This window comes from Polaribacter vadi (assembly GCF_018861005.1).
Taxonomy (GTDB): Bacteria; Bacteroidota; Bacteroidia; order Flavobacteriales; family Flavobacteriaceae; genus Polaribacter; species Polaribacter vadi_A.
Genome location: NZ_JAHKQL010000029.1, coordinates 1 through 10,770 on the forward strand (window position 1 = coordinate 1; position 10,770 = coordinate 10,770).

At 27.8% G+C, this 10,770-nt stretch carries 14 protein-coding genes; all 14 read left to right on the plus strand.

Annotation, left to right across the window (positions count from 1 at the left end; genetic code table 11):
- On the plus strand, nt 1–857 hold an 857-nt coding region (locus tag KO506_RS12865), incomplete at its 5' end, for a hypothetical protein (RefSeq protein ID WP_215995328.1).
- Between the two features lie 149 nt (nt 858–1,006).
- Nucleotides 1,007–1,528, plus strand: coding sequence for a hypothetical protein (locus KO506_RS12870; RefSeq protein WP_215995329.1), 522 nt, complete (start codon nt 1,007–1,009; stop codon nt 1,526–1,528).
- A 159-nt stretch (nt 1,529–1,687) separates the two neighbouring features.
- Entirely contained in the window at nt 1,688–2,176 is a 489-nt protein-coding gene (locus KO506_RS12875) for an AAA family ATPase (protein WP_215995330.1), read from the plus strand.
- 160 nt (nt 2,177–2,336) lie between these two features.
- Nucleotides 2,337–2,879: a hypothetical protein gene (locus KO506_RS12880; RefSeq protein WP_215995331.1), complete on the plus strand. Its 543-nt coding sequence runs from the start codon at nt 2,337–2,339 to the stop codon at nt 2,877–2,879.
- A 410-nt stretch (nt 2,880–3,289) separates the two neighbouring features.
- Nucleotides 3,290–3,460: a hypothetical protein gene (locus tag KO506_RS12885; protein WP_215995332.1), complete on the plus strand. Its 171-nt coding sequence runs from the start codon at nt 3,290–3,292 to the stop codon at nt 3,458–3,460.
- A gap of 3 nt (nt 3,461–3,463) precedes the next feature.
- Nucleotides 3,464–3,859, plus strand: a complete 396-nt coding sequence (locus KO506_RS12890; RefSeq protein ID WP_215995333.1) for a hypothetical protein — start codon at nt 3,464–3,466, stop codon at nt 3,857–3,859.
- A 234-nt stretch (nt 3,860–4,093) separates the two neighbouring features.
- Entirely contained in the window at nt 4,094–4,717 is a 624-nt protein-coding gene (locus tag KO506_RS12895; protein ID WP_215995334.1) for a toxin-antitoxin system YwqK family antitoxin, read from the plus strand.
- 1,173 nt (nt 4,718–5,890) lie between these two features.
- The gene (locus tag KO506_RS12900; RefSeq protein ID WP_215995335.1) at nt 5,891–6,730 is read left to right on the plus strand and encodes a TlpA family protein disulfide reductase; all 840 of its coding nucleotides are present in this window, start codon (nt 5,891–5,893) and stop codon (nt 6,728–6,730) included.
- A 166-nt stretch (nt 6,731–6,896) separates the two neighbouring features.
- Nucleotides 6,897–7,481, plus strand: coding sequence for a hypothetical protein (locus tag KO506_RS12905; protein WP_215995336.1), 585 nt, complete (start codon nt 6,897–6,899; stop codon nt 7,479–7,481).
- Nucleotides 7,482–7,637: 156 nt separating this feature from the next.
- Nucleotides 7,638–8,198, plus strand: coding sequence for a hypothetical protein (locus tag KO506_RS12910; RefSeq protein ID WP_215995337.1), 561 nt, complete (start codon nt 7,638–7,640; stop codon nt 8,196–8,198).
- A gap of 177 nt (nt 8,199–8,375) precedes the next feature.
- Nucleotides 8,376–8,801, plus strand: coding sequence for a hypothetical protein (locus KO506_RS12915; protein ID WP_215995338.1), 426 nt, complete (start codon nt 8,376–8,378; stop codon nt 8,799–8,801).
- Between the two features lies 1 nt (nt 8,802).
- Complete coding sequence (locus KO506_RS12920; protein ID WP_215995339.1) at nt 8,803–9,216, plus strand: contact-dependent growth inhibition system immunity protein; 414 nt, start codon at nt 8,803–8,805, stop codon at nt 9,214–9,216.
- A gap of 214 nt (nt 9,217–9,430) precedes the next feature.
- Nucleotides 9,431–10,054, plus strand: coding sequence for a hypothetical protein (locus tag KO506_RS12925; protein ID WP_215995340.1), 624 nt, complete (start codon nt 9,431–9,433; stop codon nt 10,052–10,054).
- A 155-nt stretch (nt 10,055–10,209) separates the two neighbouring features.
- Nucleotides 10,210–10,617, plus strand: coding sequence for a hypothetical protein (locus KO506_RS12930; RefSeq protein WP_215995341.1), 408 nt, complete (start codon nt 10,210–10,212; stop codon nt 10,615–10,617).
- The last annotated feature ends 153 nt before the right edge of the window (nt 10,618–10,770 follow it).

The following is a 10,770-nucleotide window of genomic DNA, read 5'->3' on the forward strand; positions in this document are numbered from 1 at the left end:
ATATTTCAGGACAAGACATACAAAAAATGAACCGTATAAAATCAATCTTATTACTTTTAATCATCATTTCGAGTTGTCAATCAAGAAATGAATTTACTGACATAAGTAATCAGATTGACTTTGCATATAAACAACTTAAATATTCCGATAAAGTTTCAAAAGAAAATCTAAACGGAATTAAATATTTCTCAAAAGACAGTTTATTAATTGAAACAGTCGGATTTGAATATCGAACAAAACTGATTTATAACGATGACAATAAATTAATTGAAACTTATAATTGTAGTCGTGGTTATAATTGTGATTTTGGTTTTCGAAAACTTCTATTTTACGACAAAAATGACAATTTAATTGGACATTTCTCTACTACTGAAAAAACTGTGAATAGAGATACAATAAAATTTGAGCAAACTAAATTTTATGATTCAAACAACTTATTAAAAAGAGAACTAATTCAAAGCGGGAAAAATGTAAAAGGAAAACATTTTGAAACTTGGAAAGAATATAAATATCTTAAAAATAGAATTATAAAGGAAATAGAAACTCGGAATTCTGATACTATTTGGATTGGAAATTATTCCTATGATAGAAATAATAATCTTTCAGAAATATCAAGAAGATTTACGGATAAATATGAAATCGAATTGTTCTTTTATAACGAATTAAATAAAGTAAAAGAATATAGAATAATGAGCAACGAACATAAAATAGACAAATACACTTCACATAGTGTAAATAATAACTCGACAAAATATAAATATTACGAAAATGGAATTATTAAAGAACAAGTTCATTTAAATCATTTAGGAGAAGAACGCTGGAAACACATTTACGAATATGAACCGAAAAAGTACTAAGCACAACACCGTATAAAATTAATTGCTGGTTTTAGCCAGTTTACGAAAGTCCTCGCGGACTTTCTATCTGTGATTTATTTGCTAACTTTAGTGCTTAAAACGCGCAACTAATCTTATACAACAACGTTGTGCGTCATTAAAAAAAACCGATGAATACGATAAAAGTTGAAATAGATAAAAGCGAATATAATGCTGATGATTTTGCAAATTATCGGATTGACAACTTTTGGCTCGATGAAAAACTTGAAGAATTATATCCTGAAAAGTTTTATGGCGGAACAATTCCTACTTTACTTTTTGGAATGGAAATACCAAAAGAGAAAGAGGTTGTCCATAAAAGAATTTTACCGAATGAAAATGAAATCTCAATTTGCCCAATCTTAATGTGTCCAGATGACTGTGATTTTTCTTGCACTTTAATTGTAGCTGAAATACAAAATTGCGGAAATATAATTAAGTGGAATAAAATCGGAATTGACAGAACAACGGAATTTGAGGCAGAAAAAGTTGGTTCTAAAGTTGAATGGTTTGATAAACTCAATGGATTTGAATTTACAAAAATTGAGTACGACCAAATGTTAGCAGAATTTAAGAAGCATTATGAAATTGATAAAGTGGAATGGGAAAAACGAAATGCTCAATTTCAAAAAACATTAACAAATAAAAAATAACGAACGCACAACACCGTATATAATTTATTGCTAGTTCTAGCCTACTTACGAAAATCCTCTCGGATTTTCTATTCAGTTTTTATTTGCTAAATTAGGTGTTTAAACACGCAACAAACCATATACAACAACGTTGCCACACATTAAAAAAAAACATCGTAAATGATTAATCTGATAGTTGGAAATACTGGTTCTGGAAAAACAACCTATTCAGCGGAATTAAAAGAAAAAAATAACGGAATAATATTTTCGATTGACAAGTGGAACAAGACTTTATTTCTGCCCGACAAAAAACCGACTGACGGATTAGAATGGTTTTTAGAAAGAATTGACAGAGCGGAAGAAATGATAATGGAATTAATAACGCAATTAGAAAACGCAAAAACTGACTCTATTCTGGATTTGGGACTTTCAAAATTCGAGCATCGGGAGAAGTTTAGAAAGTTTGCGGAATCGAAAGGATACGAACTGAAAATTCATTTTTTGGATATTTCAAAAGAAACTCGGCTGAAAAGAGTAATGAAAAGAAATACCGAAAAAGGAGAAACATTTGAATTCGAGGTTAGCAAAGAAAATTTTGATTTTATGGAAACTTGGTTTGAGAAACCGAGTGAAAAAGAAATGAAAAACGGAATAACCATTGCGGAATAAAAACGTGTGGCAACACCGTGTATAATTAATGGCTGGTTCTTGCCTACTTACGAAAATCCTCGCGGATTTTCTATTCGGTTTTTATTTGCTAAATTAGGTGCTTAAACACGCCACTAATCATACACAATCACGTTGCCAACTATTTAGGAAAACACTCTGAATGAAAAAAATTATTTTAGAATATAGATTTACTAATCATCAAAAAATTACATTTCTACTTTATCTTGGAGCTCCTTTTTTAACTAAAATTTTCATTTTATTCAGAAATAATTTAAGTATGAAAGATTATTTAATTCTTTCACTTTGTATTATTTCTTATATTTTCCTAATATCAATAGCATTTCTGAAAAGAGGGTTCTTGAAAAGAAATTCTAGTCTTTATATTGGTTCATTTTTTTTAGGAAAATTATTTTTCAAAACACGAATTGACATTTCTGAAACACCAAAATTAGCAGTATTGAAATTTAGGAAATCTCAAAAACTTGCTTGGTTTAGTGATGCAAAACCAGATTTAGCAGATATATATAAAACCTTTGAAATTAACATTTTGAATGAAAGACATACAAAACGTGAATCAATATTAGATTTAAAAAAGAAGGAATACGTTGAACCAACAATTGAATTTTTAAGCTCAAATTTTGATTTGAAATATGAGAAATATAATCCAAATTTTAGAAAAAAAACAGTTGGCAACACCGTATAAACTTTATTGCTAATTATAGCTCACTTGGGAAATTCCTTCGGAATTTCGCCGTTCGTGTTTTATTTAGTAAATTCACTGTTTAAACCACGCAACAAAGCTTATACAACAACGTTACCTAAAATACTTAGGAAACGTCTTTTAATTAACATTCTTACTGATAATCTTTATTTTTTTGCCAACGCTTTTTTTAGCTTGTTTGCGGAATCAATATACGGAATATTGCGCTGAATTGAATTGTTTTTGTAACTTTATTGGAGTTATTACGTCTAATAAATAAAGCTAATATTGAATACAAGCTATTTAGAACAATTCTATATTAATTGTTAAAAGTGGTTAAGTGTGGTAAAATATGGTACACTTATTGTAATATTGTAGCTTGAAATGGGTTATTAATTTTAAATACCTAAAAAATGGAAACAAATTCTATAATAGATTATTTAGACAATAACAAGATTGTCTACAAACTTGACGAAAATCCTACTGATGCTAAAATTAGTAGAATACAGAAAGCTATTGAAAGAAAGAAGACTTTAATGGACTTGGCTGTTTCTACTTATAAACAAGTAATGAGAATAGCATAAAATATGATTGTAGCTACAAGAGAAAACATCTATGGTATAGATGTTTTTACTTTTTATGACAGTAACAAAAATCCATTCCAACTTACATTCGAAGAATCATTAAACGGAAAATATATCGAAGTTTCTTTAGTTCACTTATTAGGTTCTAACGATAGTAAATATTGTTCTGAAATTAGGAAAGTTGTAAGAAGTATTGTTTTCAAATATCTCCTTGAAAAAAGAAGAACAGTTTATTTTGATATTGCAATTAATGATAAAAAAGGTTTTTTATTATCTATTAAATTCATTCGTTGGCTGTCATCTGCAACAGAAATAGAACATAAAATAGAAGTAACAAAATTAAATGGAATTGAATATATTGAGTTTTTTATTAAATTAAAAAAAACAACACAAAAATAAATTTTACTTCCTACGTCAGTAATTTTGCCCACGCTCAAAAAAAAATAAAGGTTCAGTAATGTCAATGTACTTTTGGGAATAATCCCGTACTTTAGGTAACAACGTATAAACTTTATTGCTAACTAATTACTTACTTGCGAAAGTCCTCTCGGACTTTCTTGGTTTGTGTTTTATTTATTAACTTCACTGCTAAACCCACGCAACAAAGCTTATACAACAACGTTGTGCATAATTATGAAAACACTACTAAAATCAATCTTTCTACTAATTATAAGCTTCTCGAGTTTTAGCCAAAACAGCGGAAAAGAAAATCTGAATTTAGTTTTTTACGATGACTGTTCAAATGAAATAATTGAACCTGAATTTGATGTATTGTATGTGTCTGACTTGAATTATGATTTAATAACAGTCTATAAAAAAATTGATAATTGGGTACTTCAATACTCAACAACTTTAAAAACAAAAAATGACACTATTAAAATTCCAAAAATTCTCTTTGCTGGAGGAAATGAATTACATTCAAGACGTTGGACTTATCTAAATTGTGAAAAAGTATGTGATGGAAAAGAAACTGATTTTTATGAAAATGGAAATAAGCGAACTGAAGGAACATATTCAAATGGAAAACCCATTGAAATCAAAGAATATCGAGAAAACGGAGTATTACGAGCTCAATACTTTTATGAAAATCTGACTCTCAAATACAAACGAGTTGATTACTACGATGAAAATAGAAATTTGGAAGAGTATGAGATTTACAAGAATAAGAAAAGAAAAACAATTATTAAAACATTTGACAATAACGGAAATTTGACAAATAAAGAAACCGAAAAATATTATATAGAACGTAATAAATAACTATGCACAACACCGTATATAATTTATTGCTAGTTCTAGCCTACTTACGAAAATCCTCGCGGATTTTCTACTCGGTTTTTATTTGCTAAATTACGTGCTTAACCACGCAACAAACCATATACAAACACGTTGGTTTCAATGCATCAGCCAGTTTTCAGAATTTAGAAAATTTAAGTTATTTATTAAAGCTAATAGAAATTAATAAAAGGAAAAAAATGAACGCTATAACATCTATTTTCTTCCAGAATTTAGTTTTCTAAGAAAGTTTAAATTAAAGTCTAAATTTAAAAAATGATCCATAATTAATTTAGCTTAGAAATGACAAAATGAATTTCTGTGTGGAATAAAAATAAAATCGTTTGTAAAAATGTATTTTTAAATTATGTTTTTTTTTAATCAACAAAGTTTAGAAATAAATTAATATAACTTAGAACAGTTAATTTTTAAAAACAAAATGGAAAAAATCTGCGTGAATAAAATATATTTTTTAGTATTATGAAATTTAAAAAAAATGAATAAAATTTAAAAAACGATTTTAAATCCATTTTAAATGAAGCACGAGTAAATTAATTTAAATTTGAAAAAGAAATAAAATAAAAAAAAAGAAATTAAGTATTGTGTGGAAAAAGCACTAAAACTAACACCGTGTAAAAAAAATTGCTAGTGAAAGCTAGCTTACGAAAATCCTCGCGGATTTTCTATCTGTGTTTTATTTGTTAAATTAGTGCCACAACACGCAACTTTTAATACACAACAACGTTAGCATAAATAGCTCACTCACTCAAAACCTGAATTGAATTAAGAAAAGGAATTTAATAAATGAAAAAAACTCTAATCATTATATCTAAAATCATTTTAGGTATTTTCTCAATAGCACTTCCCTTTTTCATAATTGTATTCTTATTAACTAATGTCATACGAATATATGAATATGACCAGTTGAAATGGATTGCATTGTTAATTTGCGCAATAGGATTTTACATTTCTGGTTTAATTAATAGAAAAACATCTTTAAAACTTGTTCCTTTCCTTTATATATCACTTCTCATATTTATTCCTATGAGGTGCTTTTATTTTCCTCTAATTTATTTTCTTGTTTTATTTGCAACAATAAGTTTATTAATAACAAGAAACGAGATTAATAAAACAATCAAATTAGCTTCAATTGGAGTAATGAGTGGACTATTTGTATATTTCCTTTTTTCACAACCTTTAATTATTAGACAAGGAGAATCAATAAAATTAGACCAATATGGAGAATTAATAAATGGAAAGACAATTTGGGATTTTACTAAAAAGAAGAGCAACTTGTTGCCAGAATCAGTTTTTTTAGATTCACAATCTAAATCATTTGACTTAAAATCTTTGAAAAATAAGACATTATATATTTCATTTTGGGCTACTTGGTGTGGACCTTGTCGTGCAGAAAAACCAAAACTTGAAAAACTAAAAGCAGATTTTAAGAATAATTCAGACATAGTATTTATAGACATTTCAGTAGATGGAGACGAAGAGAAATGGAAAAAATATATTGAATCAAATAAACCTTCAGGAATTCAATTAATATCTAAAGATTACGCAAAAACAAGAAATTTATTCAACCTATCTGGAATTCCTGCACATCTTGTAGTTAACAAAAAAGGAGAATTTGGAAAAGCAAGAATTATTGAAAACGCATATTCTCTTTTATCAGATTCTGTTCATCTAAATAAATTTTTACACAGAAAATTACCTAAAAAAATAAATTCATTTGATATTGATAATTATAGAATGGTAAAATATGTAGAATTAGATTCTACAAATACAGTATACTATACAACGAATGAGAAAAATAGATTATTAGCTGCTCAACTAAATAATAATCTAGATACAATGAGAAAAAAGGAGAAAGCAAAATTCATAAATTTATTAATTGAAAAATTTCCAACTCAAAATAACGATTCACTTATTTATAAAGTTATTTTTAGTAAAAGTAACATAGAAAATGTTGAATTTGAATCGGAAAATGAATAAGCTGAATGCCAAACTACTTATGCTAACACCGTATATAATTTATTGCTGGTTTTAGCCTACTTACGAAAGTCCTCGCGGACTTTCTTTGTCGGTAATTATTTACTAAATTAGTTGCTTAAAACACGCAACAAACCATATACAAACACGTTACCTGTAATTAAAAAAAATGAAAATCCCGAAAATATACTTACTAGTATTTATTTTAATATTTCTTTCTTGTAAGGAAAATGTTGAAAAAGCTTTGAAACCTGACTTTAAAGTTGTTGAATTGAATTACAATTTTGACAATTATATAAATAATATTAGGAATAAATCTGAACCATTTATTATTAAGGAAAGGAATATTGTTGAAATTAACGTAAATCAAAATGGAGAAGTTAAAATTGAAGGAGAAATAGTAAATGACACTTTGATAGTTAAAAAACTGAAGGAATACTTATCCCCGAATTCAGAAAATGAGGAAATGCCAACCACTATCAAAAAGGAATTTACTTATTCTGGAAAAATTCTTATGAATAAATACGTTATTATTTCAGCTTCGTATCACCAAGAACTGAATTATAAAAAGTACAGTAAAATTAGGAACAAAATCTATACAGCTTATAACGAAACGAAAAATGAATTTGCAATTGAAAAATTTGGAAATAATCTAAATGAATTAATGAAATCGAATGAAAAAAATGACAATCTAAAGTGGAATGAATTAACTGAAATAATTCCCGTTAATTATACAGAAGTTATAGAGGAATAAAAAAACTACAGGTAACACCGTATAAACTTTATTGCTAGTTTTGGCTCACTTGGGAAATTCCTTCGGAATTTCGCCGTTCGTGTTTTATTTACTAAATTCACTGCTTAAACAACGCAACAAAGCTTATACAACAACGTTACCCAACATTAAGACCGAATGAACTCAAAAACGAAATACTTACTTCTCACTTTAGGAATTATTGGAATTTTTCTAATGATTTTTAATTCTGTTAAAATGTGGTATTGGTATGATTTTAAAACGGAATTGGAAATTTCTCAAATCTTTTTTTTAGTTGTATTAATTAGTTTTGGACTTTATTTTATTATTACAAAATACCGAAAATTTTTAACTAAAATAATAATTGTAGCATTTGGAATTTCTCTAATTCTGAACATACATCTTTTAACTGAAAATTTTGAAAATATACTTCGACAAAATCGCCTTTCTGAATATACCGAATTAGAAACCTGTGAAAAAATGGAAAGTAGATTTGCAACTGACTTAAAAAAAGAAGAATTGAAATACTTTCATTTTGGAATTGCCTCAATTTCTGGAATGAGAGAAAATATGGAATCAAATTATGATATTGAATATTTTTCAATGGGTTGTCTTTTAAGAACAGAAATGGAATGTTATAATAAATTAGTAAATAAACATTTAAAGGAAAAATTTAACAAATCTATAAATGATATTTACGAAGAAATAGAAACTGAATAAAAAAACGTTGGGTAACACCGTATAAACTTTATTGCTGGTTATAGCTCACTTGGGAAATTCCTCCGGAATTTCGCCGTTCGTTTTTTATTTAGTAAATTCACTGCTTAACCAACGCAACAAAGCTTATACAACAACGTTGGCAACAAGCAAAAATCAGCACGTTGAAAAATAATAACCTTGAAAAAAAGTAAAACGAAATCTATAATAATTACAATAATTCTGCATTCATTTATAATTCTTGGAGTTGGTCACGGAATTGGAATAATGGGAATTATAGATATTGCAAGTATTCCAAATTTAATTGACGATTATGGATTTACTTTGAGTGGGGAATTCAACGATAAAATTATGTCAATTGGATTTATCTCACTAATTGGAAAAGTATTGTTAATTATAAGTATTTTTCTAAAATCTGAATTCTATAAACGAATACTTGAAATTGCTGGAATTTTACTTTTGTGGACTTCAGTCTATTTTCTATCATCTGGAAATTGGAGTTATAATTCTGTTTATGAAATAGCTTTTTGGACAAGTATACCATTTTTAATTTCATCTTTAAATTCTATTTTTCTAATATTTAGAAAACATCAAAAAATGAATTAAAATGTTAGAAAAATCAATCGAACAATTAGAAAATAATTATTGGAAAAAAGAATCTGAATTTCCAACTAATTTAATTGAGAAATGCTTTGAATATAGAAAAATCAAACTTTCTGAATTGACAGTTGAACAAATTAGACTTTTGATTTTCCAAAAAATCGGAATTGAGTTTTTAATTGGAATTGCATTAAAAAAACTTGAACTGAATATAATAGCAGAAGGGAATTTGTATGAAGGAGATTTATTAGATTCTGTTTCAAAAATACCAACTGAATTTTGGAAAAAAAATAAGACTGAATTTGAAAAATTCAAGGTTCTAATTGTAAAAAATAAAGAGAAAATTAAAATCGAATTAGGAGAAAAAGAACTTGAACGAATTGAGGAAAGAATAAAAGCCAGTTGCCAACACCGTATATAATTTATTGCTGGCTTCTTGCCTACTTGCGAAAGTCCTCGCGGACTTTCTTGGTCGGTAATTATTTAGTAAATTAGTTGCTTGAAACACGCAACAAACCATATACAACAACGTTGTACACAATATCGGCGCACTCACTCATCGAAAGTGTACTTTCACTAAATTCAACTTGAAATGATAATAATAATCCAATATGTTTGAATTAAAATTTAAACTTATGAAAAAAGTAATTCTTATTGCACTTGGAATATTCGCATCTCAAATATCATTTGGACAAGAATGTTTGAATGTAAAGTTTAAACTACGTGGATATTTTTATGCTGGAACAAGTCAAGTTGACTCGACTGCTCTTGGTGGATTTTACGAAGATAAAAACTCACCTAAAAACCTAACATCTGAAATATCGGAATATTCAAAATCAAACAAATTAGAAATCATTGTAAAACCTGAATTGACTGCTGAATTTGAAAAAGGAATTTTAGGTTTTAAAGTATTTATTATTAATAAATCGGATTCTATATCAGAATTACCAGCACAAGACAGTAGATTATATTTGAAAAGACAAGTGTTCTATAAAAATGAGTGGAGAGACATAGAATATCTACCAAGTAGTTGGTGTGGAAATAGTTATCATAGTGTTTACATAAAACCGAATGAATACTGGGATTTTTCAGCACCTTGCGTGAAAGGGAAAATTAAAACAAAGTTTAGGTTTGAACTTTACATCAATGAAAAATTGACAATATACTCGAATGAATTTGAAGGTAGTTTTAATAAAAGACAATTGAAAAAAGAACAAGGTCATAAACCAATTGGAATTATGAACCCTTATAATAATTAAAAATACTGTGTACAACACCGTATAAAATTAATTGCTGGTTCTAGCCTACTTACGAAAGTCCTCGCGGACTTTCTATCTGTGATTTATTTGCTAACTTTAGTGGTTAAAACACGCAACTAATCTTATACATCAACGTTGTACAACATTTACCAAAAATGCCGATTAGACGAAATACAGACCAAAAAAGTAAAACTCTGACTGAATTTTACACCGAAGTAAAAAACGAACCCAATGTTGTTTCAAAAGGTGTTGGCACTTTAATGCTGAATTGGATTGACAGAATTAACTCGGAATTTAAAGAAACTGAAATTTGGGGATTGACTTCTCATTACCATCTGATTTTACAAACTGAAAATGATTACACTTCTCAAACTTATGTTATTCTGACAACTGGAATGGATGAATATCATATTGAATATCTGATTCCAAAAGAATCGGAACCTTGGGAAAACGCATATGTGAAAGGAGCGACAAAATCTTTGGACAAAGCAATGGAAATGTTAAAAATTGCGATGCTGAATTCTAAAGGTTGGAATAAATCGTCTGAATTGAAAACTGAATAAAAAACGTTGTACAACAATGTATAAAAATAATGCTTAAATTTAATCCTAAATCAAAAGGTTAGCGCGTATTTGGTCTCTCTGATTTTCCTACGGAAAATCCTCGGACACAAAACCGCACTATTCTTATACCAACCGTTGTACAACATAAAGAAT

What these genes read in the sequence shown, in the direction of transcription:
- KO506_RS12870 (WP_215995329.1), top strand. Translation starts at nt 1,007, where the DNA reads ATGAATACGATAAAAGTTGAAATAGATAAAAGCGAATATAATGCTGAT.
- KO506_RS12920 (WP_215995339.1), top strand. Translation starts at nt 8,803, where the DNA reads ATGTTAGAAAAATCAATCGAACAATTAGAAAATAATTATTGGAAAAAA.
- KO506_RS12930 (WP_215995341.1), top strand. Translation starts at nt 10,210, where the DNA reads ATGCCGATTAGACGAAATACAGACCAAAAAAGTAAAACTCTGACTGAA.
- KO506_RS12875 (WP_215995330.1), top strand. Translation starts at nt 1,688, where the DNA reads ATGATTAATCTGATAGTTGGAAATACTGGTTCTGGAAAAACAACCTAT.
- KO506_RS12880 (WP_215995331.1), top strand. Translation starts at nt 2,337, where the DNA reads ATGAAAAAAATTATTTTAGAATATAGATTTACTAATCATCAAAAAATT.
- KO506_RS12895 (WP_215995334.1), top strand. Translation starts at nt 4,094, where the DNA reads ATGAAAACACTACTAAAATCAATCTTTCTACTAATTATAAGCTTCTCG.
- KO506_RS12890 (WP_215995333.1), top strand. Translation starts at nt 3,464, where the DNA reads ATGATTGTAGCTACAAGAGAAAACATCTATGGTATAGATGTTTTTACT.
- KO506_RS12910 (WP_215995337.1), top strand. Translation starts at nt 7,638, where the DNA reads ATGAACTCAAAAACGAAATACTTACTTCTCACTTTAGGAATTATTGGA.
- KO506_RS12900 (WP_215995335.1), top strand. Translation starts at nt 5,891, where the DNA reads ATGAGTGGACTATTTGTATATTTCCTTTTTTCACAACCTTTAATTATT.
- KO506_RS12885 (WP_215995332.1), top strand. Translation starts at nt 3,290, where the DNA reads ATGGAAACAAATTCTATAATAGATTATTTAGACAATAACAAGATTGTC.
- KO506_RS12925 (WP_215995340.1), top strand. Translation starts at nt 9,431, where the DNA reads ATGAAAAAAGTAATTCTTATTGCACTTGGAATATTCGCATCTCAAATA.
- KO506_RS12905 (WP_215995336.1), top strand. Translation starts at nt 6,897, where the DNA reads ATGAAAATCCCGAAAATATACTTACTAGTATTTATTTTAATATTTCTT.